Origin of the sequence: Streptomyces cinnamoneus, from assembly GCF_002939475.1 — a bacterium.
In the GTDB taxonomy this organism is placed as follows: Bacteria; Actinomycetota; Actinomycetes; order Streptomycetales; family Streptomycetaceae; genus Streptomyces; species Streptomyces cinnamoneus_A.
Map to the genome: position 1 here is coordinate 1,066,619 of NZ_PKFQ01000001.1, position 25,406 is coordinate 1,092,024.

Annotated in this window: 18 protein-coding genes, 1 pseudogene and 1 riboswitch; of the genes and pseudogenes, 6 read left to right on the top strand and 13 right to left on the bottom strand. The window is 69.9% G+C overall.

Annotation, left to right across the window (positions count from 1 at the left end):
* Nucleotides 1-177: 177 nt before the first annotated feature.
* Nucleotides 178-765, bottom strand: a complete 588-nt coding sequence (locus CYQ11_RS04165; protein ID WP_099198598.1) for a PadR family transcriptional regulator — start codon at nt 763-765, stop codon at nt 178-180.
* 628 nt (nt 766-1,393) lie between these two features.
* On the opposite strand from CYQ11_RS04165, the gene CYQ11_RS04170 reads away from it, so the two are divergent.
* Together CYQ11_RS04170 and CYQ11_RS04175 are read left to right on the top strand one after the other, a co-directional pair.
* The gene (locus CYQ11_RS04170; protein WP_099198618.1) at nt 1,394-1,810 is read left to right on the top strand and encodes a hypothetical protein; all 417 of its coding nucleotides are present in this window, start codon (nt 1,394-1,396) and stop codon (nt 1,808-1,810) included.
* Entirely contained in the window at nt 1,807-5,661 is a 3,855-nt protein-coding gene (locus CYQ11_RS04175; RefSeq protein WP_099198599.1) for an NACHT and WD repeat domain-containing protein, read from the top strand. Before CYQ11_RS04170 ends, CYQ11_RS04175 begins: the two co-directional genes overlap by 4 nt.
* A gap of 1,119 nt (nt 5,662-6,780) precedes the next feature.
* On the opposite strand, the gene CYQ11_RS04180 is transcribed toward CYQ11_RS04175, so the two are convergent.
* The 3 genes from CYQ11_RS04180 to CYQ11_RS04190 all read right to left on the bottom strand — a co-directional run bounded on the left by CYQ11_RS04180 (nt 6,781) and on the right by CYQ11_RS04190 (nt 10,675).
* Nucleotides 6,781-7,734 (bottom strand): TniB family NTP-binding protein, encoded by a 954-nt coding sequence (locus tag CYQ11_RS04180; RefSeq protein WP_420894493.1) that lies wholly within the window; start codon nt 7,732-7,734, stop codon nt 6,781-6,783.
* A 95-nt stretch (nt 7,735-7,829) separates the two neighbouring features.
* Nucleotides 7,830-9,926: a TnsB C-terminal domain-containing protein gene (locus tag CYQ11_RS04185; protein ID WP_099198601.1), complete on the bottom strand. Its 2,097-nt coding sequence runs from the start codon at nt 9,924-9,926 to the stop codon at nt 7,830-7,832.
* Nucleotides 9,914-10,675 carry a TnsA-like heteromeric transposase endonuclease subunit gene (locus tag CYQ11_RS04190; RefSeq protein ID WP_099198602.1) on the bottom strand — a complete coding sequence of 254 codons (762 nt, stop codon included), beginning with the start codon at nt 10,673-10,675 and terminating at the stop codon, nt 9,914-9,916. Before CYQ11_RS04190 ends, CYQ11_RS04185 begins: the two co-directional genes overlap by 13 nt.
* A 263-nt stretch (nt 10,676-10,938) precedes the next feature.
* On the opposite strand from CYQ11_RS04190, the gene CYQ11_RS04195 reads away from it, so the two are divergent.
* On the top strand, nt 10,939-11,754 hold the full coding sequence (locus CYQ11_RS04195; protein WP_099198603.1) for a PhzF family phenazine biosynthesis protein: 816 nt from the start codon (nt 10,939-10,941) through the stop codon (nt 11,752-11,754).
* A 15-nt stretch (nt 11,755-11,769) separates the two neighbouring features.
* On the opposite strand, the gene CYQ11_RS04200 is transcribed toward CYQ11_RS04195, so the two are convergent.
* Both CYQ11_RS04200 and CYQ11_RS04205 read right to left on the bottom strand, forming a co-directional pair.
* Nucleotides 11,770-12,495 carry a CPBP family intramembrane glutamic endopeptidase gene (locus CYQ11_RS04200; protein WP_099198605.1) on the bottom strand — a complete coding sequence of 242 codons (726 nt, stop codon included), beginning with the start codon at nt 12,493-12,495 and terminating at the stop codon, nt 11,770-11,772.
* 249 nt (nt 12,496-12,744) lie between these two features.
* Nucleotides 12,745-14,247 (bottom strand): glutamate-cysteine ligase family protein, encoded by a 1,503-nt coding sequence (locus CYQ11_RS04205; RefSeq protein ID WP_104650959.1) that lies wholly within the window; start codon nt 14,245-14,247, stop codon nt 12,745-12,747.
* Nucleotides 14,248-14,725: 478 nt separating this feature from the next.
* On the opposite strand from CYQ11_RS04205, the gene CYQ11_RS04210 reads away from it, so the two are divergent.
* Both CYQ11_RS04210 and CYQ11_RS04215 read left to right on the top strand, forming a co-directional pair.
* Nucleotides 14,726-15,313, top strand: a complete 588-nt coding sequence (locus CYQ11_RS04210; protein ID WP_099198761.1) for a hypothetical protein — start codon at nt 14,726-14,728, stop codon at nt 15,311-15,313.
* Nucleotides 15,314-15,620: 307 nt separating this feature from the next.
* Nucleotides 15,621-15,827 (top strand): DUF5999 family protein, encoded by a 207-nt coding sequence (locus tag CYQ11_RS04215; protein WP_181143574.1) that lies wholly within the window; start codon nt 15,621-15,623, stop codon nt 15,825-15,827.
* Between the two features lie 98 nt (nt 15,828-15,925).
* Here the strand turns inward: CYQ11_RS04215 and gcvP are convergent, their stop codons facing one another.
* Nucleotides 15,926-18,811, bottom strand: coding sequence for an aminomethyl-transferring glycine dehydrogenase (gene gcvP, locus CYQ11_RS04220; protein WP_099198759.1), 2,886 nt, complete (start codon nt 18,809-18,811; stop codon nt 15,926-15,928).
* Between the two features lie 189 nt (nt 18,812-19,000).
* A riboswitch (glycine riboswitch) is annotated at nt 19,001-19,110 on the bottom strand.
* Between the two features lie 181 nt (nt 19,111-19,291).
* Here gcvP and CYQ11_RS30160 point away from each other — a divergent pair.
* Nucleotides 19,292-19,603: pseudogene (locus CYQ11_RS30160) on the top strand (PRC-barrel domain-containing protein); the annotation flags it as partial.
* On the opposite strand, the gene CYQ11_RS04230 reads toward CYQ11_RS30160, so the two are convergent.
* From CYQ11_RS04230 to CYQ11_RS04255, 6 genes are all read right to left on the bottom strand, one after another.
* Nucleotides 19,585-21,084, bottom strand: coding sequence for a DNA polymerase IV (locus CYQ11_RS04230; protein ID WP_099198757.1), 1,500 nt, complete (start codon nt 21,082-21,084; stop codon nt 19,585-19,587). The pseudogene CYQ11_RS30160 and the gene CYQ11_RS04230 sit on opposite strands and share 19 nt — an antisense overlap.
* A gap of 108 nt (nt 21,085-21,192) precedes the next feature.
* Entirely contained in the window at nt 21,193-21,843 is a 651-nt protein-coding gene (locus CYQ11_RS04235; RefSeq protein ID WP_099198756.1) for a MerR family transcriptional regulator, read from the bottom strand.
* 239 nt (nt 21,844-22,082) lie between these two features.
* Complete coding sequence (locus CYQ11_RS04240) at nt 22,083-22,556, bottom strand: bifunctional nuclease family protein (protein ID WP_099198755.1); 474 nt, start codon at nt 22,554-22,556, stop codon at nt 22,083-22,085.
* 52 nt (nt 22,557-22,608) lie between these two features.
* Nucleotides 22,609-23,388, bottom strand: a complete 780-nt coding sequence (gene ftsR, locus CYQ11_RS04245; protein WP_099198754.1) for a transcriptional regulator FtsR — start codon at nt 23,386-23,388, stop codon at nt 22,609-22,611.
* Nucleotides 23,389-23,431: 43 nt separating this feature from the next.
* Nucleotides 23,432-24,271, bottom strand: a complete 840-nt coding sequence (locus tag CYQ11_RS30870) for an FHA domain-containing protein (protein WP_398781019.1) — start codon at nt 24,269-24,271, stop codon at nt 23,432-23,434.
* Nucleotides 24,272-24,401: 130 nt separating this feature from the next.
* Nucleotides 24,402-25,406 carry a DUF881 domain-containing protein gene (locus CYQ11_RS04255; protein ID WP_240003318.1) on the bottom strand — a complete coding sequence of 335 codons (1,005 nt, stop codon included), beginning with the start codon at nt 25,404-25,406 and terminating at the stop codon, nt 24,402-24,404.

Sequence of the window (25,406 nt, forward strand, 5' to 3'; positions counted from 1 at the left end):
AACCGGAGTCTGACCACGCCCTGACGAACCGTCAAGGAACGCGGCGGGGGTGCCCGGCGGTTTCCCGTCGGGCACCCCCTTTCCGGCCGGGCCCCGTCCGGCTCACGAGCCGACCCGGGCCAGCCGTCCGGCCGGCCCGTGAGCCGGGCAAGTCCCCCGTCGCGCCTTCGGCAGCCGTCAGCCCTCGTCGGCCAGGATCAGGTACAGCTTCTTGCGCGTCTCGTTGATGACCGCCAGGGCCTTCTCCCGCTGCTCGGCGCTGCCGGTCTTCCAGACCTGCCCGAAGGCCTCCATCAGGCCGAAGCCCGCCTGGCGGATCTCCTGCATCGCCTCCCAGTCGACGCCGCGCCCGACGTCCTCCCACGGGGTGGCGGGGCCGGCGTCGGCCTCGGCGCGGCCGGACTCGGTGAGCGTGAACAGCTTCTTGCCGCCCTCGCTCTCACTGGCGATCAGCCCTTCGTCCTCAAGCAGCTGGAGCGTGGGATAGACGGAGCCGGGGCTCGGCTTCCACGCGCCGCCACTGCGTTCGGCGATCTCCCGGATCATCTCGTAACCGTGCATCGGACGGTCCTTGAGCAGGGCGAGGATCGACGCGCGCACGTCCCCGCGCCGCGCCCTGCCGCCGGGGCCACCACGCCCGCGGCCACCGAAGGGCGGCCCCCCGAAAGGCGGCCCGAAGGGCCCGAAGGCACGACGGCCGCCGAAGCCGGGCGGCCCGTACGGGCCGGGGCCGTGGTGCTCATGACCATGTCCATGGAAACGCATGTACGTACCCCAATCGTTGATCGGTCGCGATGCTTCGACGATATATCGGAAACTATCGAATGACAATCCCTTGGCGCGGTGGAGTGTTGACCTGTCTCAGTGAAGGTTGATGCGATCTCAGGCAAGCTGCACCGATGCGGTTTCGTCTCAGCAAAGCTTGAAGACCCGATGGTTTGTCTCAGTGAAGATTGATCGCCTTAGGTCATTGCCGAGACCGAGCGGCAAAGATGGCCCGTGAGCGCTTGAGTTGGCCTGGCCAGTCCCACAGGTCAACCCCCGCGCTCGCTCACACACCAAGCTTCCCTGCGGCAATGTGCGCCCGGGGTGTCTCCTCAGGCCTCGGAGACTGTCCTGTCCTATCGAAGATGTTCCGCAGCGCCGCGAGCGCACCAGGCAGCCGTGATGGGATATGCACCTTTGGTGTGCATGCGGCCACGAGCAAATAGCTGTTCGGTGCATGCGTTGGCGGCCTTCGGTGAACGCTTCGAGCGCCCCAGTTCCACGCCGGTTCACGCCCCTTCCCGGCATGCCGGGTTCGCGTCACTCTGGCGTTGACCTGCGTGAGTGTTCCGATTTACCGACTTGCAGCGGGAGTGCATTTCATCTCGTTTTGCGCGTAGGGGGCGTGATGGATCCGATCACTTTGGCGGCCGGGACGGCTCTGGTGGGAGCGATAGCCACCGACGGGTGGGTGCAGGTCCGAGAGACGCTGGTCGGGCTGTGGCGTCGGGCGAGTCCGGAGCAGGCCGACGTAATCGACGCGGAGCTCGTCGAGGCCCGCGCACAGGTGCTGGCGGCACGCCAGGCCGGAGAAGGGGATGCCGAGCAGGTACTGGCTGCCGCCTGGCAGAGTCGCCTGCAGGCTCTGTTGCACGCGAATCCGGCGGTGGCCGTAGAACTGAGGCAGTTGCTGGATACGCGGCTCGGGGGCGCGTCGGCCTCGGAGGAGGGCGTGCAGAGCGGGGTTTCGGTGATGCGGGCGGAGGCTTCCGGTAGCGGACGGGTCTATCAGGCCGGTCGTGACCAGCACATCACCGAGCGATGAGCGAGCCAGGGGATCCGCAGTCCGGCGATGAGGAGGCGCGTCAGCATGCCGCGGCCCCCGGCTCGGCACGGATCTACCAGGCTGGCCGTGACCAGCACATCGCGGAACGGGATCTTCACCTGCATTATCAGGATGGGGTACGCCGGGCCCGCCGGACCGCGCCGGGCACACGGCATGGGGAGTGTCCATATCCGGGCCTGGCTGCCTTCACCGCCGATCAGGAACGCTGGTTCTTCGGCCGGGACGCGATGACCGCAGATCTGCTGATCCGGCTGGACGAGCGGCTGAACGGCGGCGGGCCGCTCATGGTGGTCGCACCGTCCGGGGCGGGCAAGTCCTCGCTCCTGCGGGCCGGTCTGCTGCCCGCCCTCGCACGCGGCGCCCTGCCCGCCGCTGGATCGGCGGACTGGCCGCGCGTGCTGTTCACGCCCACCGCGCACCCGATGACTGCTCTCGCTTCCAGTCTCGCCGAGGCCACCGGCGTCGGACCGCAGGAGCTGATCAGCGCATTGGCGACCAGCCCGCAGGCATGCGTGGCGCTGCTGAGGAGGCCGCCCCGCGGGCCATCGGGCGGCAGTTCCCAGGCGGTCCGCCGCATGGTCCTGGTCATCGACCAATTGGAAGAGGCGTTCACCCTCTGCCACAGCGCACGGGAGCGCCGCGACTTCCTCGACGTACTGACCGCCCTCGCCCAGCCGTGTCCGGACGGCACGGCTCCGGTCGCGCTGGTGGTGTTCGGTCTACGGGCGGACTTCTACGCGCCGTGCGCCGACTACCCACAACTGCGAACTGCCTTACAGAACGGGCAGATCGTGGTTGGCCCGATGACGGAGGGTGACCTCAGGGAGGCGATCTTGTTCCCGGCGGCAGCTGCCGGCCTGCAGGTCGAGCCAGGCCTGGTCGAGCTGCTGCTGCGTGATCTCGGTGCGCATGCCCAGCGCACCACGGCGAACACCCCGGTCGGCCAAGAGCTGCCGGGGGCCTATGATGCAGGACGGCTGCCGCTGCTGGCCCACGCCCTGCGGGCCACCTGGCAGCAACGCCACGGCAGCACACTCACAGTGGACGGCTACCAGGCCACCGGCGGAATTCGCCATGCCATCGCCACCACTGCGGAGAGCCTCTTCACCACCCTCGACGCGCCCGGGCAGGCGGCCGCCCGCACGCTGTTCCTGCGCATGGTCATGGTCGGTGACCGCTGTGAGGACACCCGGCGCCCGGCCTCCTATACGGACCTGTTCATCGCAGGCGGTCAGTCCAGGACCACCGCTGCGGTCATCGACACTTTCACCCGCGGCCGACTGCTGACCCGACAGCAGGACACCGTGGAGATCAGCCACGAGGCACTGCTGCACGCATGGCCCAGGCTGCACCGTTGGATCAACACCGACCGGGCCGGCCACATCACCCACCAGAACCTCGAACAAGCCGCCACCGAGTGGGAACATGCCCACCGCGACACCGACCTGCTCTACCGGGGCACCCGCCTGGAGACGGCCCTCGCCTGGGCCGACCGCGCACACCAAGACGACATCACCACCACAACAGGAGCTTTTCTCGCCGCGTCCACCCGCCATGAACGCCGTGCCGCCCGGCTACGCCGCTCAGTGATCGCCATCCTGGCTGCCCTGGCGCTAATTGCTTCCGCTGCCGCGGTCATAGCCTTCCAGCAACGTGCCACCGCCACAGCGCAGCGTGGCACAGCCGTCTTCAACCAGGTTAAAGCCCAGGCCGACCGCCTGCGCGACAGCCAGTCCTCACTCGCCGCACAGCTCGACCTCGCTGCCCACCGCATGCGACCCGACGACCCCGACGTGCGAACCCGGCTCATCGACGACGCAAACAGCCCACTGTCGAGGCCCCTCCCCGGTGCCGCCGGGCCGTTCAACGCCATGGTGTTCAGCCCTGACGGCCGGCTGTTGGCCGGTGGCCGCGATGACGGAACGCTCCAGCTCTGGAGGTTCAGTGACGCCGCCCACGCAGAGCCCGTCGGTCATGTGACCAGCAGCTCACGGGGCGGCCCGGTCTTCAGCGTGGCCTTCAGCCATCACGGGAGTCTGCTCGCCACGGCCAACAACGACGGCGCGGTCCGCCTCTTTGACATCAGCGACCCCACACATCCCAGGCTGCTCGGTCACACGCCGCTCACCAGCGCGGCCACCGGTCCGGCCGCCTTCTCCATGGCCTTCAGCCCGGACGACAAGACGATGGCCAGCGCCAGCAACAACAAGTGGGCCCAACTGTGGGACATCTCAGACCCGCGTCGCCCCACAGCACGGGGCCGCACACCGGCCAGCAGTCAGAGCGGCTTCGTCACCGCTGTGGCCTTCAGCCCGAATGGCCACACCCTCGCAAGCCGTACAGACGAGGGACTCCAACTGTGGGACACCCGCAATCCGGCTGCCCCGGTGTCCTTGGGATATGCCGCTGGAGGCATCGCGGGCGACAACGGTAACGTCGTTGCCTTCAGCCCCGACGGACATACAGTGGCAGCTGGCTCGGCGGACGGCACCGTGCAGATGTGGGACGTATCCCAAGCGCTCCACCCGACATCTCTGGGACGGCCTCTGATCGGCCATCTCTCGGAGGTCACCGCGGTGGCCTTCAGCTCTGATGGAAAGACGCTCGCCAGCGCGAGCACGGATCACACCGTACGGCTGTGGAAACTGGCCGATCCGGCCGCAGTGAAGCCGCAGGAGCGGCTGACCGGCCACGTCACCGACGTCCGCACCGTGGCCTTCGCTCCAAGCGGAAGCACACTGGTCACGGCCGGGACCGACAAGGCCGCCCAACTGTGGGACCTCGGGCATAACGTCCTGACCAGGGACACATCCATCACCACCCAGGCGTTCAGCCCCGACAGCCAGACCATGACCACAGCGAGCCAGGACGGGGTGATCCGCCGTTGGAACATATCCGACTCGAATCATCCAGCACTGCTGGACAGCGCTCGCCTCAGCGCCAACCCAGACCGCGTCACCCTCAGCCCGGATTCCCACACAGTCGCCATCGTTGACAGCAACCACAGCGATATACGGCTATGGAACGTCACTGACCTCCGCAGCCCGAAGCTGATCGGCGCCGCACCAGGCACCAGCGACACCAAACTATTCTTCGTCTGGATGGCGTTCAGCCCGAACGGGCACACCTTTGCCGCCAGCGACCAGACCGGCCCATGGCTCTGGGAAATCACCGGCTCCGCACATATCACGCTGGTCCACCGGCAGATTGCCGGCGCCGGGGAATACGGGGTGCGGGAACTGGCCTTCAGCCCCAACGGACATCTTCTCGCCGGCTTGCAAGACGGCGACGAAGGAGGGGTGCGCCTGTGGCGCATCACGGACCCCGCTCATCCTGAGCAGCTCGGCCACGCCCCGGTCCGGAGTGGCTTAACGATGGCGTTCAGCCCGGACGGCAACTACATCGCCACTGGCGGAGAGGACGGCACCATAAGCCTGTGGAAGATCGCCGACCCAGGCCGTCCCGCAGCCACGAGCACCTTCTCAGCCCGCACCGGCAGTGTCGGCACGATCGCCTTCAGCCCCGACGGACACGCTCTGACCACAGGCGGCGCGGACGGCGCGATCAGGCTGTGGAATGTGTCCGCCCCCTCCCGGCCTGTTGCGTTCGGACAGCCGCTCACCAGCCATACAGGCGAGGTCTCTTTGGTCGCGTTCAGCCCGACGGGGCGCACGCTGTTCAGTACTGGGATGGACGGAACGGTACGGCTGTGGGACACCGACATCAACCGGACCATCGCCCGAATCTGCGATGTCACCAAAACGACCCTCAACCGCCAGCAATGGCAGGAGCGTCTCCCAGGGCTGCCGTTCAACCCGCCATGCGCGTAAAGGGCCGAGTCACCAACTGCAATCAGCGCTATACCTACTGCGCTGACAGTCAAAATATCCAAGATGTCTATCGTGCCGATGCTCCGATCAAGGTTCAACGAGATCGGTCAACCTTTGCCGAGGCAGGACAAGCCGATCTGAATGAAGGCGACAATTGAGCGTTCCACTTGACGAAACAATCCAACTGAAGCGCTTAGCCTCAATTGCGGCACCGGTCGCCCGTGACCGCGATCGATTTCGGTTATTTGCGCTTCTTTGGCTGCTCAGGCCAGCCGCGGGATAGCCGGTAGCACTTGAGTGAGCACCAGCGCCGGTCCCTGCCGTCCCTGCGACGGTCGAACGGCTTCCGGCACTGTTCGCAGGTCAGCGGTTTGAAGAAGACGGCTGGGCTGTGGCCGCGGTGGGTCCGTGTGCGACAACGGCGGCTGCACCAGCGGCGATGGGGGTCGGAGGGGGACTTCGCTTCTATCGGGGTTCCGCAGAACGCACATGTCCTGGAGGGCAGAGGAAGCCCGTGCCGCGCGATCAGCCAGTTCCAGCGGGAGACCTGCCGACTGCAGTTCTCAGAACAGGTGCGTTCGGAAGTCTGGGTGGTTGGCGGCAGGGGGCGGCCGCAAGCGGCGCAGGCGTGTGGTTCGTGCTGCCCGGTGGTGCCCTTGTTGCGGAGTTGACGTTCGATGTAGGCCACTCTGCGGCAGCCGGAGGAGCAAAGCCGGTAGCGTTGGCCGAACTGGATCTTCATGGGTTCCTTGCAGATCCGGCAGGGCTCGGTGACCTCGCGTTTGGGGGATGGGCGGGTGCGGCATCGGGCGGAGCAGTAGCGGGGCCGATTGCCGAAGGTGCGGTCGAGCAGGAAGGCGGAGCCGCACTCCTTGCACTTGGCTGTGTCGAGCGTCTTCCGCAGCCGTCCGGCGTCGCGACCGGTGACCATAGCAAGCCGTTCCCAGGACGGCCTGCCTCGATATCCAGGCGGTCCGGCGAGGAAACCTCGCAGGTAGGCGGGTGGGAGGCAGTTGGCGTGGGCAAGGCGGGCGATGAAGGGATAGCAGCCTTCACCAGCGATCGGCCGGACTTGGAAAGGGAGCTTGACGATCGACTCGCCGTTCGTGCTGGGCTGTGTCACGTGCTCGTGTCCGGGCTGCCGGGAGGCCTGCGGCGGGAAGCGACGTCCAGGTCGACGGCCAGCAGACCGGCCTTGGTGATCTTCTCGGTGCCGGTGAGGATGGCGTCAACGGCGGCTCCGCGGAGCTGATGAGACAGCGAGCCGATCATGCCGCTGGTGCGGGTGTGAAGGAAGCGGTCCAGCCGGGACAGGGTGCCGCGTTTGTGCTGGTGCAGCAGCAGGTTCGCCTCCATCTGAGCGACGAGCGACTTCCATTCCGCGTTGTAAGGGAAGGGGTGGGTGTCGACCGGAGTGAAGCGGGCAGCGATTTGGTCACCGCGGGTGCCGGACAGCAAACCGCCTGCCTCGATGTCGATGCCCGCGTAGGCGAAAGTGGCGGGGATGCGCTCGGAGAAGTACTTGAGGGTGTCGGACGCTTCGGCTCCCGTGCGGGTGTGCAGGGAGATGTTGTGGATCTCGTCCACCAGGATGAGGCCGGTGCGGGCCTTGGTACAGACGCCGACCACGGCCTCGGTAAGGTCAGTGATGTTGGACCTTCGCAGGACCGGCAAGCCGAGGAAGCGGGCGAACTCGGCGGCGATCATGCGAGGTGTCGCGGCGGGTGGGATGGTGATGTAGACGACCGGTATGCGCTCGTCCTGACCGGGATGCCGGCGGCGGTCCTGGAGTTCGTGTGCCAGTCCGAGCTGGGTCAGGGCGATCGTCTTGCCAGTGTTGGCAGGCCCGGAGACGATCAGGCCGCGACGGGCGCTGACGGCGCCGCGGTTGAGAATGATCAGACGGCGGCCGCAGGCGACGGTGTGCCGGACGGTCGAGGTTGCCACCACCTGCAAGCGGGCATGGTGGTCGAGGCGGTCCTCGTCGTAGATGTTCTTCTCCTCTTTGACCAGAGCGTCGGCTTGAGCGGCTTTGACCAGCGCGTCGTACTCAGCCTGGCTGAGCATCACCATCGGCTTGCCGAGGGAGGCCGCGACGAACGCGCGCCAACCGGGCAGAGCTGTCAGGTAGCGGCCGAAGTCGTCCGGTCGGTCGGCCAGCGGGTTGTTCACGAGCGCCTCCAGGGGTCCTCAAGCGGGTCGAAGAGCCCCAGCGGGATCACCTCAGCCATCGGCTCATCGTCTTCCAGCTGTTCTTCCGAAACGGGCTCGTCCGAGGCCTCCGCAGACGGCTCGGTCTGCGGAGAGGCGACGTCCGGAGCCGTGGCTCTGGTCCGCGCGGCCACCTGCCGGTCCCGCCTGGAAGGTCTGTCTTTCTTGCTCTTCTTGCCCTGGTCAGCGGGGGCGGGGCCGGCGTGTGCACGAGTGAGCAAGGCAGCCACGGCCTCGGCGAGTTCTTCCTCGGTGGCCTTGGGTAGCTGGTGGCTGACGTGGTCCCAGGCAAGGTCACCGAAGGGGACCGGCGCCCGGTTCAGGTATTTCCAGGTCGCCTGGACCCATTCACCCTTTCCGCGATGGTCGCGTACCCAGGCTCGGGAGACGTCGTAGGGGTCACGGTGAACCTCCCAGAGGCCTCGCTTGGCGGCGACTCCGGAGTGCTGCCGTCGCATCGGCCCGAGTTCCGGGGCATCGTAGGTGCGGTTATTGATCCGGAGGCCGTAGGAGTTGACAGCCCGCCAGGTCGCGGGCAGAAGCTCGATGTAGTCCTGGCCGCTCAGTGCGACCGGGACATAGCCGCAGGACTCGACCAGTGCAGCGTATTTCTGGTTCGGCGTGAACAGCCTGCCCGGATGGTCGGGGTCACGCAGCCCTTCGTGAGGACGGTTCTGCCACTTCGCGACCACCCACTCGTCAAGCAGTTCCTGCAGCTCGGGCAGCGACCACACGTTCTCCTTCTCCGGGTACCGGCCACGACGGTCGGTGTTGCGGCCGGTGTAGCCGGGCAGGAACTGCGCGAACATCGTGGCAACCGAGCCCAGCATGTTCTCGATGTGGCCCTTCTCGAAGGGCGAGCCTTTGTGCGTGGGCTGGAAGTCGATCTCCAAGAACCGGCAGGAGGCCCGGAAGTTGTGTGAGATGAACACCTTCCCGTGATCGCAGACGATCATTTCCGGGACGATCACAGGTCGGGCGACCGCATGCTTCAGCCGCTCGTCCAACGGCAACAGCCGCCGGTGCGGCAGCACGGAACGGGACATCTTGAGCACGTCCACCCAGCCCGGCCGCATCAGCTCCGGCGTCACGGTCCTGGCCAGCAGCACGCTGGCATCAACCGACTTCGTCGACGGCCGCAGCACGACTGCCGACACGGTCCGGGTAGCGACGTCGATCATGCCGGTGAGCTCGACCTTGCCGACGACCCCGTTGTCAAGGCGGACCATCGCGTCGAACGGAGTGGAGTCGATCTGCATGACCTCGCCCGGAGCGGTCACCGTCAGTTCTCCGAACGGTGTCGCTGCCGTGTGGGCTTTCGACCGGCGCGTCACCGCCGAGCCCGTCGCGTGAGTGCCCGCCGTCAGCTTCTCCACCAGCCGAAAAAGGGTGGCCCTGGAAGGCCACAGAGCTTCCACCTGCCCGGCCTCGGTTTGAGTGAGGATCTCCTTCGCCCTCCAGATCAGATAGGACGCGGTCCGGGTGGAGGTGTCGACACCTTCCTTGATGGCCTGACGCATCGCGTCCACCACTCGGGTGTCCACCGCCCCGAACTCCGGCCGTTTGCGGGCTGCTCGGCGATCCACCAGCCCGACAACCCCCTCCTGGAGGTAGCGGCGACGCAGCCGGGCGACCGTGCTGGCGGTCACCGGGCGGCCGGACCGGGACAGTTCAGCAGCCTTGGCCTTCTCCCTCGCGGTCAGTGATGTGCCCGCCCCGTACTCTGCGCGCGGCTTCGTGCCAGGCTCCGCGTCCGGCGGTAGTCCATGTACCACTTCCAGAATGTGGCCCTCCCACCAAAGCGCCTGCTGGACCGCTGTAGCCGGGAGCGTCTCCAGGGTGGACAAGGCCGGCAACGGCAGCCGTTCCGGGCGGAACAGGACCTCGAAGTCCTCCGCTTCGAACAACTCGATCAGGGCAACCGCGCGGTGCGGACTCTCAGCGTCCTCCAGGACCGCAGCCTGCGCGGTCACCTCAAGCACTCCCCGGACCTGGCCGTCGAACCGGACCCTCTCGCCAACTGCCACAGCTGGCGGGCGCCTCAACTGGCCCATCGGCGCCGTCCCTTCGCCCAGACCAGGCTCCCGGTCTCCAGCAGTCCCCCGGACAAGTCGGTCTCCAGCTTTCCCAACCACAGCAGGTGGAAGAGCACCGGCAGAACCTGGATCCGGTCGCCCACCAGCTCAGCTCCCTCCCATAAGCCCTTCGGCTCGCTGAACACCTCCAGCAGACGCTCAGCCACCACCACCGGCCGACCAGATCGTGCCCGGCGATACCGCGCCAGCCAACGGACGTTGGCCATGACCACCGGATCCGGACGGCCGACCCACTCAAACTGCCAGCCCACCGCCGCGCAGGCCCGCTCGGTCGCCGCGAACGCCTCCCGCGTCCGCTGATCCATGTCCTCCTCAGCGCGGACGTCCACGACCTGGGCTTGCCCCGCGGCCAACCGAACGAAGTAGTCGGGAGCGTGGCGTCGCTGTCGTCTGCCGTCGTGCCAGTGCAGCCAGAAAGGCTGCGACGCTATCGCCCTCACCTGCGGATCTCTGTCGAGCAGGATCAACCGGTCCCGCTCCAGCCACGACTCATAGCCCACGTGATCACGCATCGTCGCCGAGTAGTACCAGCCGGCGAACCCCGGCGTGCCCTTGTCCCAGCGGAACGGCCGGACAGGCTCGACTGCCTCGAACGAGACCTGCCAACTCGCTCCCAGCGGGAGCCGACGCCGCTCTCCGTCGCTGAGAAAGTCCAGTTCAAACGCCGTTAACGCCTCATCGCCGTACGCGCGCGACAGCGCTTCCACCGCACCCCCAGCCCGAAGGCTGAGCGAGAGCGCTCAACCTTCGGTGAGACTAATGGCCGTCCGTTCAGCTTCGCTGAGATTCGCGGAATCTTCGCTGAGACGGGTCAAGTGTGAGCAGGCAGCGCCCTTCCGGACAGGACGGGACGCCAGGGGTACGGCGGGCCGTGGGCGGTGCAGCCGGTGAGCAGCGCCCCCGGCCCGTCCGGGCCACATTCTGAGAATTGGCCGTGGTCCGGGGCTCTTCGGCGATCTACGGTCCTGTCATGCGCATTCGAATCGTGGACGCCTTCACCGACCGGCCCTTCGCCGGGAACCCAGCCGGGGTCGTGCTCTTCGACTCGGCCTTCCCCGAGGACGACCGCCTCCAGCAGATCGCCGCCGAGGTCAACCTCTCCGAGACCGCCTTCGCCCATCCCCTGCCCGCCGGTTCGCAGGACGCCGACTGGGCGCTGCGCTGGTTCACCCCCGCCGCCGAGGTCGACATGTGCGGCCACGCCACGCTCGCCACCGCGCACGTCCTGCACACCACGGGCCTGGCCTCGGGCACCGTGCGCTTCGCGGCCCGCTGCGGCCTGCTGTCGGCGACCACGCACGACGACGGATCGATCACGATGGACTTCCCCACCTCGCCGCTCACCCCCGTGACCATCCCCGACGGGGTCGCTGCGGCCCTCGGCGCCACCCCGCTCAGCACGCACGACACGAGCGAGCACATCGGCGACCTGGTGGTGGAACTGGCCGACGAGAAGACCGTGCGGGCCCTCGAACCCGACATCCGGGCGCTCGCCCGCCACTCCCGCCGGGGCGTCATCGCCACCGCCCCGGCCGAGGACCCCTCACGCGGCTACGACTACGTCTCGCGCTGCTTCTTCCCGAACGTCGGCATCGACGAGGACCCCGTCACCGGCAGCGCGCACACCGCGCTGGCCCCCTTCTGGTCGGCGCGCCTGGGCGAGCAAGAGCTGACGGGCCTTCAGGCATCGGCCCGTACCGGCCTCGTGCGCACCACGCTGCTCGGTGACCGCACGCTGCTGACCGGTTCCGCCGTGACCGTCATCGACGGCGAGCTGCTGGCCTGACGGGGGCGGGGCGGATCAGGCCGTGGGCAGCCAGCCGACCTTGCCGGCCAGGAGCGCGTAGCCGACGAAGGCCACGGTGTCGATCAGCGCGTGCGCGGCGACCAGCGGCCCGACCCGCCCCCACCTCCGGTAGAGCAGGACGAACACCACGCCCATCACCATGTTGCCGATCAGACCGCCGACGCCCTGGTAGAGGTGGTACGAGCCGCGCAGCAGCGCGCTCGCCGCCAGCGCGGCCGTCGGCGTCCACCCCAGCTGCCCCAGCCGGCGCAGGAGATAGCCGACGACCACGACCTCCTCCAGCACCGCGTTCTGCACGGCGGAGCCGATCAGCACCGGGATCCTCCACCACACGTCGGGCAGGTTCTCCGGCACCACGGTCAGGTTGAAGCCCGCCGCACGGGCTGCGAGGTAGAACAGCAGCCCGGTGCCCCCGATGGCGGCGGCGACCAGTGCGCCACGGGCCACGTCCGGTCCCGGCCGGGTGCGGTCGAAGCCGATGGAGCGCATCCCGGCGCCCTCCCGCGTCAGCAGGTGCGCCACGAGGAGGACGGGGACCAGGGCCGTCGCGATGCCGAAGACCTGCCAGGCGAGGTCGAGCCAGGGCCGGCCGGGGGCGTGGGAGGCGTTGAGCGTGGCGGCCTGGTGCTTGAGACCGCCGGGACGCGTGAGGGAACCGATGAAGCTGATGAGCGACGAGACCGCGCTGGCCCCCAGCGACAGGGCCAGGACCAGCAGCATCTCGGTGCGCAGCGTCCGCCGCGAGAGCCCGTCGCCGGCCGGCGGTCCCCCGTCGGCCGCCGTCTCGGTGCCCCCGCCGATGCCCTGAGCGTCCTGCCGCACTGTCGCCTCCCGTCCGCTCGTCATCGCGGTCGGACGGCCGAGCGATCAGCCATGCTGTCACAGCTCGTCCACGCGCCCGTGCCGGCGGGGACGGGGCACGGGGAAACCGCGGCGGCCACGGCGGTCCGTGAGGCCGCCCGCCGGGTCTCACTCCATGAGGTCCGTCGGCCAGCTGTGCACCGGCAGCCCCGTGCGCATCAGCTCGCAGTAGCGCCGCGTCGTGGCGGCCAGGGCGTCCTGCCGGCCCAGGCCCCGCTCCCTCGCCTGGCGGTAGGTGGCGGCCTGCCAGGAAGCCCCGTTCACCCCGCGCCGGCAGCGCTCCTCGATGACGCCGAGGTAGTGGTCGCGATCGGCCGGTTCGACGCCCCACGCGTCGAGCCCGGCGGCGGCGAGCGGCAGCAGCTCCTCCCGTACGAGCCGGACCGCCGGCACCCGCACCGGGTTGCCGTTGCGACCCGGACGGGGCCAGTGCAGCCGGGCCTCGATGCCGTCGCGGCAGGCGACGTCGAAGTTCTCGGCGGCGGCGGCGAACGGCAACCGGCTCCACACCGGACGGGGCTCCTCCGCGAGGGCCCTGACCAGGCCGTAGTAGAAGGCGGTGTTGGCGATGACGTCGGTGACGGTGGGCCCCGCCGGCAGGACCCGGTTCTCCACGCGCAGGTGCGGCACGCCGTCGGCTATGCCGTAGACGGGGCGGTTCCAGCGGTAGACGGTGCCGTTGTGCAGGGTCAGCTCATGCAGATGCGGTATGCCGCCCTCGTCCAGGACGCGCAGTGGATCCTCTTCGCTGGAGATGGGGAGCAGCGGCGGGAAATAGCGGAGGTTCTCCTCGAACAGCTCGTACGCGGAACCGATCCAGCGTTCCCCGAACCAGGTGCGGGGCCGAACGCCCTGGACCTGGAGCTCGGGCGGGCGGGTGTCGGTGGACTGGACGAAGAGGGGCGGCCGGGACTCACGCCACAGCTCCCGGCCGAAGAGGAAGGGGGAGTTGGCCCCCACCGCTATCTGCGCCGCGGCTATCGCCTGGGCGGCGTTCCAGACCGCGGCGAACCGTCCGGGGGTGACCTGGAGGTGCAGCTGGACGGAGGTGCAGGCGGCCTCGGGGGCGATGGAGCGGGCGGTGCAGGTGAGCCGTTCGACGCCGGCGATGTCGATGGTGAATTCCTCGCCCCGCGCGGCGACGACCTGGTCGTTGAGCAGGAAGTACCGGTCGGCCACGGAGAGGTTCGCGGAGACGAGGTGGTCGGGCGTGAGGGTCGGGAGAATGCCGATCATCATGATTCCCGAATCGACTTCCATCGCCCTCCGGTCGGCGTAGGAGAGCCCCGTGCGCAACTCCTCGGCCAGCTGGTCGAGAACCCTTCCCGACAAGCGGTGGGGGACAATGTTCACTTCCAGGTTGAACTGCCCGAGTTCGGTCTGGAAATCCCCGCTGGCAATGCGCTTCAGCACCTCCGCATTCGCCATGCTCGGCATGCCGTCGGAGCCCGCCAGATTCAGCTCGATCTCCAGCCCCATGAGGTTCCGCGGCCGGTCGAACCGCTTCTCCGCCAGCAGCCTCGCCAGCCCTTCCAGGCACTGCCGGAGCTTGTCCCGGTGGCGCTGCCGGTCGGCGAGGTCGAACCCCCGGGCCACGACCTTCTCACCCATTCAAGCGCCCCTCCTCATGCCGGTCCGCCCGTGGCGCCGGCGCCTCGGTCACGGTCGATGATGCCCAGGCGACGCGATCCATAACGCCTCGCGCCGACCGCGTACCCGGTAGGCTCTACCCCGAGCACTCCGGCACATTCCGTCGGCATAGCGGTGACCCCCGGGTGCGGCTCAATGCGCTGGTGATAAACACCGACGAGATTCGGCCTACCGGTTCCGGACCAGACTCCGAGGTCGGACGCGCGAGCAGGTCGCAAAATATCCGAAATCACCCGGGGAACGGGCCCTGATTTCCCCTTGCCGGAAATACCCGCGACAGCTAGCCGAAACATTGCGTGAACACCTGTCGTATAAACTCCGGAATGAGGCAGAGAGTAGGCGTCCTGGAGTCGGTCCGGCCCCCCTCTGACCCCGCACGCGACAGCGTCGTCCGCACTGCCCCAGCTCAACGTGTCTCCGAAGCGAGAGGCGACCCGCCATGCCCCTGCATGTTCCCCCTGCCCCCGCGCCTGCCCTCCGCTGCGTCCGCACGGCCCTCGGTTCCCCCACCGCCGTCCGTGAGGCCCGCACCCCGTCGCTGAAGTCCGCCCAGGGCCCCCTCAGCCCCGAACTCCCGTTGCCCGTCCACGTCCTGGAGCGCGTGACGCCCCGCGGCGGCACGCCCCGCACCCGCCTCGCCGGCTGGCGCTTCCTCATCAAGGGAGGCGAGCGTGCGGTGGCCGCCGGGGAGGCGGTGCCGACCCCGGACGGCTGGGCGTTCTCCCACTTCTTCGAGGGGCCGTACCTGGTCTCCACGGAGCTGGCCCTGCGTCAGGCCGAGGCGCTGACCACCCCTTACCAGCCACGCCTGTTGTCCGTCCCCGAGCTGTACATGCTCACCCTCTGGCTGCACGCGGACATCACGGCCGGCGCCTCGTCGGAGCTGTTCGCCCCCGGCGACCTGCTGGTGCCGCTCGCCCCCGCACCGCCGGGGATCGCCGCGCACCGCCCGCACCGCGTCACCGACCTGCTGCCCGTGCTCACCCTCCGGCTCGCCCCCGCACCGCCGCTCAAGGCGTCGGCCTGACGAAGCCGGACGCCACAGCGCCCCGCCCTCCCCGGACCGGGAGCCGCGGGGCGCTCGGCTGTCCACCCTCACTCCCCCGGGCTAGCCCGCTCAGGCCATGCCCAACCACCCGAAGAGACCGGCTCGTTGGAAGCAACCGCCCGCACGGGTGACGCGTCATCCTCCTGTGAGGAGCGTCACCAGGAAATGCCTGCGGAATGACGTCCGTGGGGCAACACTGGGACGGAAGACACTCACAACGGGGGGCGGCATGACCACCGCATCGAGCCGCAGGACAGCGACCGCATCAGAGCGAAAGATCCCTTCCATGTGCCAGCACCAGCCCATGTGCCCGTCAGCCGAATCCGCCGACCGGGAGGCCGCCCATCTGGTGGCCACCTACCCGGAGCAGGGGTGGAGCCTGCTGTGCAACGGCGTCCTCTGCTTCGAGGACACCGGTGAGCTGCTGCCGGACGGGCAGATCATCGCCCCGCACCGGGCGCTCGGCACCGACCACGTGGTGACGGCTGCCTAGCGCAGCCTCTACCCACCGCGCCCGCACATGACACATCACCGAACGTAGAGGGGCCGGCCCGGCGAGAACGCCGCACCGGCCCCGTCCCGTGTGAGGGATCAGCCCTCGTACTCCTCCAGCGGCGGGCAGGAGCAGACGAGGTTGCGGTCACCGAAGGCGCCGTCGACACGGCGCACCGGCGGCCAGTACTTGTCGGCCGCCGACACCCCGGCCGGGAAGACGGCCTCTTCACGGGTGTAGGGGTGCTCCCACGCACCGGCGACCGAGGCCGCGGTGTGCGGGGCGTTGCGCAGCGGGTTGTCGTCCTTGTCCCACTCGCCCGAGCCGACCTTCTCGATCTCGGCGCGAATGGCGATCATGGCCTCGCAGAAACGATCCAGCTCCGCGAGGTCCTCGCTCTCGGTCGGCTCGATCATCAGCGTGCCGGCGACGGGGAACGACATGGTGGGCGCGTGGAACCCGTAGTCGATGAGCCGCTTGGCGACGTCGTCCACGCTCACCCCGGTCGCCTTGGTCAGCGGCCGCAGGTCCACGATGCACTCGTGCGCCACCAGCCCGTTGGGGCCGGTGTAGAGCACCGGGTAGTGCGGCTCCAGGCGCTTGGCGATGTAGTTGGCGCCGAGCACCGCGACCTGGGTGGCCCGCTTGAGCCCCTCGCCGCCCATCAGCCGGACGTACGCCCAGGAGATCGGCAGGATGCCCGCGGAGCCCCAGGGCGCGGCCGAGATCGGGCCCACGCCCGTCGCCGGGCCCGCGCCGGGCTGGAGCGGGTGGTTGGGCAGGTACGGGGCGAGGTGCGCGCGGACGGCGACCGGACCGACGCCGGGGCCGCCGCCGCCGTGCGGGATGCAGAAGGTCTTGTGCAGGTTCAGGTGCGAGACGTCGCCGCCGAACTTGCCGGGCCTGGCCACGCCGACCAGCGCGTTGAGGTTGGCGCCGTCCACGTAGACCTGGCCGCCCGCCTCGTGCACCGCCGCGCAGATGTCGGCGACGTGCTCCTCGAAGACGCCGTGCGTCGACGGGTAGGTGATCATCAGCACGGACAGCTCGTCGCGGTACTGCTCGATCTTGGCGCGCAGGTCCTCGACGTCGACCTCGCCGTCGTCGGCCGTCTTCACCACGACGACCTTCATGCCGGCCATGACCGCGCTGGCCGCGTTGGTGCCGTGGGCCGACGAGGGGATGAGGCAGACGGTGCGCTGCTCGTCGCCGTTGGCGCGGTGGTAGGCACGGACGGCCAGCAGGCCGGCCAGCTCGCCCTGCGAACCGGCGTTGGGCTGCAAGGACACCTCGTCGTAGCCGGTGACCTCCGCGAGCCGCTCCGCGAGCTCGGTGATGAGCGTCAGATAGCCCTCGGCCTGGTCGGCCGGCGCGAACGGGTGCAGGGCCCCGAACTCGGGCCAGGTGACCGGCTCCATCTCGGTGGTGGCGTTCAGCTTCATCGTGCAGGAGCCGAGCGGGATCATGCCCCGGTCGAGGGCGTAGTCGCGGTCGGCGAGGCGCCGGAGGTACCGCAGCATCGCGGTCTCGGAGCGGTGCTGGTGGAAGACCGGGTGGGTGAGGTAGTCGTCGCTGCGCAGCAGGCCCTCGGGCAGCGCATCGGCCGCCGACGCGTCGAGCGCCTCGACGTCGGCCTCGACGCCGAACGCCGACCAGACCGACGCCAGGTGGGCGCGGGTGGTGGTCTCGTCGCAGGAGATGCCGACGTGGTCGGCGTCGGTCAGGCGCAGGTTGACGCCGTCCTCGCGGGCGGCCGCGACGACCTCGGCGGCCCGGCCGGGCACGCGTGCGGTGACGGTGTCGAAGTAGGCGTCGTGCACGATCTCGACACCGCCCGCGCGCAGGCCCTCGGCGAGCAGGGTGGCGTAACGGTGGGTGCGGCGCGCGATCCCGGCCAGACCGTCGGGGCCGTGGTAGACGGCGTACATGCCGGCCATGACGGCGAGCAGCACCTGGGCCGTACAGATGTTGCTGGTGGCCTTCTCGCGGCGGATGTGCTGCTCGCGGGTCTGCAGGGCCAGGCGGTAGGCCTTGTCGCCGTCGGCGTCGACGGAGACGCCGACCAGACGGCCGGGCAGGCTGCGGGCGAACTTCTCGCGCACGGCCATGTAGCCGGCGTGGGGGCCGCCGAAGCCCATGGGCACGCCGAAGCGCTGGGTGGTGCCGACCGCGATGTCCGCGCCCAGCTCGCCGGGCGGGGTGAGCAGCGTCAGCGCGAGGAGGTCGGCGGCGACGGTGACGACCGCCCCCAGCTCGTGCGCACGCTCGATGACCGGGCGCAGGTCGCGCACGGCCCCGGAGGCGCCGGGGTACTGGAGCAGCACGCCGAAGACGCCGCGGTCCGCGACCTCGTCGGGGATGCCCGCGGAGAGGTCGGCGACGACGACCTCGACGCCGGTGGGCTCGGCGCGCGTCTCGATGACGGCGACGGTCTGCGGCAGGGCGTCGGCGTCGACGAGGAAGACCCCGTCCTTGACCTTGCCGACGCGTCGGGACAGCGCCATGGCCTCGGCCGCGGCGGTGCCCTCGTCGAGCAGCGAGGCGCCCGAGGTGGGCAGCCCGGTCAGGTCGGCGACGACGGTCTGGAAGTTGAGGAGCGCCTCGAGGCGGCCCTGGGAGATCTCGGGCTGGTACGGCGTGTAGGCCGTGTACCAGGCGGGGTTCTCCATGACGTTGCGCAGGATGACCGGCGGGGTGAACGTGCCGTGGTAGCCGAGCCCGATCATGGGGGTGAGGACCTGGTTGCGGTCCGCGAGGGCGCGCAGCTCGGCGAGGACCTCGGCCTCGGTGCGGGCGTCGGGCAGCTGGAGCGCCTCGGCGCTCTTGATGACGTCCGGCACGGCGGCGGCGGTGAGGTCGTCGAGCGAGCCGAAGCCGACCTGGGCGAGCATCTTGGCCCTGGCTTCGCCATCGGGTCCTATGTGGCGGTCCTCGAAGGGCGTGCCACGCTCCAGGTCGGAGAGGGAGCTGCGGTGGGCTGTCATCTGCGGAGGCCTCCTGGTCGTTACGACCTGCGAGGGGTACCACGGCGCGGGTACCCGGACGGCCTCCCCCTCTGTCATCTCAACCTGAGAGCTTCACCGGGCCATGCGTCTGACCCGGCTTTCACCGTCGGTGAGGAGGAGCGCTCGGCGTGGTGCCTGACCGGGGCCCGTCCTGCTTTCCAGAGTGACCTCGTCCGTGCGGTACCGGGTGCCTGAGAGATTCCGGGGAGGATTTGCTCCTTCGGCGCCTCCACGCCGCCCTGCGGGGGCTTCGAGGAGGACTCTCCCGCACGGGGTCTGCGGCCAATCGCCAGCCTACCAGCGCGGCTTTCCGGGCGGATCTCCCGAGTGGCCGGTTCCTGCTTTGTGCCTTTTCGTGGTTGTCATGAGGGCCCCCGGGGTGCCGCCGGGGCTTCGCGGCGGGTGTGTCCCCGGTGCCGGGCCGGGCAGGCGCGACGTGTGCGACGCAAAGGAGGAACCGTGCAGACCGACATCGATCCCCGGAGCCTGATCGGGCGCAAGGCCTTCGACCGGGACGGCGCCAAGATCGGCACGGTGGACGAGGTGTACCTCGACGACGCGACCGGGGAGCCGGAGTGGGCGGCCGTGCGCACGGGCTTCTTCGGCCGGGACGCCTTCGTCCCGCTGGAGCCGAGCCGGGTCGAGGACGAGGGTCTGCGCGTCCCCTACGAACGGGCGCTGATCAAGGAGGCGCCGGGCTTCGGGGTGGGCCGCCACCTCTCACCGGCGCAGGAGCTCCAGCTCTACCACCACTACGGTCTTCGTCTGCCGGGGTCCACCGGATCCGGGGACGGCGAGCCCTCCGGCGAGGGCACGGGGTCCGCTCCCGGGGCCGGCTCCGGCGCGGGCCCGGGCTCCCCGGGCTCCCCGGGCTGAGCCTCCCCGGACCGCTCCCGCCCGGGCCCGGCGGGCGGCCGCACCAGCGGAAGCGGCTCGCCCGGCTCCAGCGCCGGGTCGTCGACGGCGAAGGTCCGCACCCGCCCCGGCGGCGACCAGGGCTGTTCGAAGCGGACGGTGACCCTGCCGACGCCGCTGCCCTGGACCCACCCCGTGCCGTGCTCGGCGTGCCGCACGTCCAGGCCCGGCAGCCAGCGCCGCGGCCGCGGGGCCGTGTCGGTCCCCTCGGCCGGCTCTTCGCTCTCCTTCGGCCCGGCGGCCTCCGCCGCCTGTGTCGCCTCGCTCGCGGCCTGGGCGAACAGGTCCTCCTGGGTGTAGTCGGCGAGCCCCGAGACGCCGACGCCCAGCAGCCGCACGCCCGCCGTGGTGTCCACCCCGTCGAGCAGCCGGGCGGCGGCCTCGCGCACCACCGTGGGGTCGTCGGTCGGGCCGCGCAGCGTCTCCGAGCGGGTCAGCGTCGAGAAGTCGTAGCGCCGCACCTTGATGACGACCGTGCGCCCGGAACGGCCGGCCTCGCGCAGCCGCCGCACGCACCGGTCGGCGAGGCGGGCGAGTTCCAGCTGCACCCGCAGCCGGTCGGTGAGGTCCTCCTCGAAGGTGTCCTCCACGGACACGGACTTGGCGTCGCGCTCGGCGACGACGGGACGGTCGTCCCGCCCGGTGGCCAGGGCGTAGAGGCCGGCGCCGTGGGCCCTGCCGAGCAGTCGGACCAGCTCGTCCTCCCCCGCCTCCGCCGTGTCGGCGACGGTGAGGATGCCGGCCCGCCGCAACGTTTCAGCGGTCGCGGGGCCGACTCCCGGGATGGCCCGCGCGGGCATCGGGCCGAGGACCTCCAGCTCGGTGCCCGGCTCGATGACCACGAGCCCGTCGGGCTTGGCCTGCTCGGAGGCGATCTTCGCGAGCATCTTGGATCCGGCCAGTCCCACGGATCCGGTGAGTCCGGTGGCCGTGCGGATGTCGCGCCGCAGCCGCTCCCCCACCGCCCGCGCGGCCTCCGTCGACGGCTCCACGCCCCCGGCTTCGAGGTCCACGAACGCCTCGTCGAGGCTCAGCGGCTCGACCAGCGGGGACAGCTCGCCCAGCAGCCCCATGACGGCGTCGCTCACCTGCCGGTAGAGGCTGAACCGCGGGGTGAGGTAAGCCGCGTTGGGACACAGCCGGCGGGCCTGGGCCGTGGCCATGGCCGAGTGGACGCCGAAGACGCGCGCCTCGTACGACGCGGTCGCGACCACGCCGCGCGGGCCGATCCCGCCGACCACCACGGGCTTTCCGCGCAGGCTGGGCTTGGCCGCCTGCTCCGCCGAAGCGTAGAAAGCGTCCATGTCCAGATGCAGGATCGTCGGCGCACCTCTCACACGTCAGATGCTGCCGCATGCCACTGACAACGGCGTCGCCCCGGGGGGACGGCGCCGTGGCCGGTGGGAGCGCCCCGCCGCGCGTCCAGCGGCGGCGGGGCGGGTTCCTCAGACCGCCCGGTTGCGGCGGCGTGCCAGCTCGTCCGCGGGGTTGTGGCCGATGAGCGTCTCGCCGGTGTCCACCCGCTCGCCGTGCAGCTGCGCCAGCGCGCTCTCCACGTCGCGCCAGACGACGCCCACGGCGATGCCGAAGACGCCCTGACCGCCCTGGAGCAGATCGACGACCTCGTCGGGCGAGGTGCACTCGTACACCGTCGCGCCGTCGCTCATCAGCGTCATCCGGTCCAGATCGTCCATGCCGCGCGTGCGCAGGTGCTGCACGGCGGTGCGGATGTTCTGGAGGGAGACCCCTGTGTCCAGCAGCCGCTTCACGATCTTGAGGACGACCACGTCCCGGAAGCTGTAGAGCCGCTGGCTGCCGGAGCCGTACGCCGGCCGCACACTGGGCTCCACGAGCCCGGTACGCGCCCAGTAGTCGAGCTGCCGGTAGGTGATGCCCGCCGCGGCGCATGCCGTCGGCCCCCGATAGCCGATGCCGTCCGGACCTCGGGATCCGTCGGAACCGCTGGAATCCCCGGCGTCCCGCCCCCGCTGAGTCGCCACCGCCGCAGTGGCGGAATAGCGGGGCACTGGTTCGACCGTTCCCCCATGCAGCGGATACGGACCGCCGACCGCCGTACCGTCGCCCGTGCTTCTCACGCCGACCTCCGTCCTTGACCTGCCTTCTCGACGGTAGGCAGTCACTCGGGGTGCGTCAACGATCGCCACACTCGGCACGCCGAGTGATAATCACCCTGAGAGTGGTTTCACGTGTCCGCGTGGCGGGAAAGGCTACTCGAATGCGCCGTGGCGATCCGATGTGCGCCTCGTCGGGCGTCGTCGACCGCCCTTCTCCCGCCGACCGCCGGACCCGCCGGCTGTTCGAGGCCCGGCCGGCCTTATTGGTTGCTGCTGCCGAAGTCCTCGGGCGAGATCTGGTCGAGGAACTCGCGGAACTTCTCCACCTCGTCCTCCTGCTCGTCCGGAATGGCGATGCCCGCGTCGTCCAGCACCCCGTCACTGCCGTAGATCGGCGTGCCGGTGCGCAGTGCAAGCGCTATGGCGTCGGAGGGCCTCGCGCTGACCTCCACGCCACTGGCGAAGACGAGCTCCGCATAGAAGACCCCTTCGCGCAGGTCCGTGATGCGCACCTCCGCGAGCTGCTGTCCGACCGCCTCCAGCACGTCCTTGAAAAGGTCGTGGGTCAGCGGGCGGGCCGGCGCCATCCCCTGCTGGGCGAAGGCGATCGCCGTCGCCTCCCCCGGTCCGATCCAGATGGGGAGGTAGCGGTCGCCTCCCACTTCCCGCAGGAGCACGATCGGCTGGTTTGAGGGCATTTCCACCCGGACACCCACGACATCGAGCTCGTTCACACAGCAACCCTAGGACGTGCCCGGCAGGTTTGGGTAGTCGGGCAGCCGCCGGTCACGGCCGGCGGGGGTGCAGGGCGGCCCGTACGAGGGCCGCGTGCAGCCGTACGGACAGGGTGGCCAGCTCCCGGGCCGTGGCCTCGGCGTGGGCCCTGGTCTGCGGATTGCGGTGCCTCCGCAGAGGCGCGATCACCTGTTCGACCAGGCCGGCGTCCCGGTCGGCCGCGGCCTTCATGGCCCTCAGATGGCGGGGTTCCAGGCCAAAACGGCCAAGGTCGGCGACCAGCTTGGCGATCGTCACGGAATCGACGTCGAATCCGCCGTCCGGGTGGGCGCTGAGCAGCCCGTAGGACTCCCACTCGGCCAGCTCGCCCTCGGTGGCCCCCGCCGTCGCCAGCAGCTCCGCACGGCCGATACGGGTGGCCCTGGGGGCCTCGGGGCCCAGAGCGTCGGGTGGGGCGCCCTCCGGCCCCTCAGGACCCTCACAGGGGTCCAGCGCGTCGCGGTGCTGAGCCGGGGCCGGCAGCTGGATCCTCTCGCCCCGGGCCAGGGCGTCCAGGTGCTCCCGGATGACCTTGAGCGGGAGGTAGTGGTCGCGCTGCATCCGCAGCACGTACCCCAGCCGCTCCACGTCCTCCGTGCTGAACTTGCGGTAGCCGGAGGGTGTGCGCTGGGGTTCGACCAGGCCCTCCGCCTCCAGGAACCGGATCTTGGAGATGGTGACCTCGGGAAACTCCTCACGCAGCAGGTTGAGCACCGTGCCGATGCTCACCAGCCGGCCTTCCGCACCGGCGGCACCGGGAGCACCGGCACCGCCCGACGGTGTTCGAAGCATGGCCCTTCCCTGGAGGTGCCCCCGGACGGAGTCCGGGGGAGGGTCAGATGGCCCGCTGGCTGCCGAAGAAGACCAGCCGGTACTTGCCGATCTGTACCTCGTCGCCGTTGGAGAGCGCGACCGACTCGATCTGCTCACGGTTGACGTACGTGCCGTTGAGGCTGCCGACGTCGGTGACGGTGAACGTGCCGTCCTGCTCGCGGCGGAACTCCACGTGCCGGCGCGAGACCGTGACGTCGTCGAGGAAGATGTCGCTCTGCGGGTGACGGCCGGCCGTGGTGACGTCCGCGTCCAGAAGGAAGCGGCTGCCGGAGTTCGGGCCCCTGCGGACCACCAGCAGCGCCGAACCCAGCGGCAGCGCGTCCACGGCCGCCTGGGCCTCGGGGGACAGCGTCGGGATGGGCGTCTGGCCGGTGGCCTCGGAGTCGTACGCCTCGAGACCGGAGATGGAGATGGTCGACGTCGTCTCCGAGGCACGCTCGGCCACGGCACCGGGCCGGAGCGGCGCACCGCAGTTGGAGCAGAACCGGCTGGCCTCGGCGTTCCGGTGGCCACACCTCGTACAGACCGGCAAGGCAAACCCTCCACCCGCACTCGAGGTCGCTGGTGCCCCGAAACCTATGCGCCCCGCCTGGGCAGGGTCAACAGAGGACGCGCCCGAACCGCCCGGAACATCCCCTTCGGGGGCTCCGACCTGATCCCGGAAGAGGGGGCGGCCCTCCTGGGCCCCCTCGCCGCCGTCCACCGGGCGGGACGCCCGGTGCCGGGCGGTGCCGCCGTCCTGGCGTGCGCTCTTGCCGAACAACTTCGCAAACAACTTCACGGGCGATTCCCCTTGACCGCTACAGACCCGCCCGTGGGGCAGGACAAACCCTTGCTGCACACACCGTCCGACCTGGACATCACTACAACGTCCGAGGTCAACAGACAGTTTCCATCACGCACCACGAACTTGGTGCGCCGACCCCCCGCAACCTCCCGCCCTCCCCACGGACCCCGCCTCGGCGCCCGTCTCACTGCGATGACGACCGAGCGTAGTCAGGCCGCTTCGCCGGGCGCAAGGCGTCGACAACGATCTTCTCAGACCGGGAGACACTGACTCCGGCCTGACCCTTCTCCAGAGTCTGCACCACACCACCGGGAATGTTCAGTGCCGGCTCCAGATCCTGGGGCTTGCCGATGACCTTGAACTTATAGGGCTGCGAGACCTTCTTGCCATCGATCTCCACCTTGCCCGCGGAGCCCGAGAGGTACGTGTCGGCGACCACCCGGACGTCGTTGATCTGGATCGCCTCCGCACCCGCGGCCCGCAGTTCCTGGATCGCGTCGAGCAGCTTGTCCGCCTCGACCGCCCCCTTGGGGTCGCTCACCGTGAGTTCGATGCCCGGCCCCTGAGCCGCCACGGTACCCGCGAGCACCCCGAGCTGCTCCTCCTTCTGCGCGGTCTGCTTACGGGCCTCCGCGGCCTGGTTGGAGCTGCTCTCCAGCTCCGTGCGCTGGTTCTCCAGCCGCCGCTTCTCGTCCTCAAGCCGCTTGGTGCGGTTGTCCAGCTCGTCCAGGATCCGTACGAGATCCTCCTGCCGGGCACCCCGCAGGGCGCTGTTGTCGCTGGTCGACCGGACCTGGATGGCGAGGCCGAGGCCGAGCACGCACAGCAGCACGGCCACGGTGAGCTGGGCCCTCGTCAGCCTGGGGGGCCACAGCCCCTTCTTCAGCCGTTGACGTCCCGTCAACGGCTCGGGCGCGGGAGTCTCCCCGGCGGGCGGTACGGGCCCGGGCGCGCCCTCGGGCCGGGGCCCGGGTGCGGGCGACGGCTCGCCCTGCGGCTCGGGGCCGGGCTCGGGCTCCGGGGCTTCACGCCGGGACTCCGGTGCGGGCTCCGGCTCGCCGGGGCGGTCGGCTCCCTCCGCCGGCCCCTTGTCGGCGGGCCCGGGCCGCTTGGGACCCTCGGGCTTCTTCCCCGGCTCCTCGGGCCCGTCGGCGCCACCGGGGTTCTCGGGGGTGTCGTCTGTGCTCAT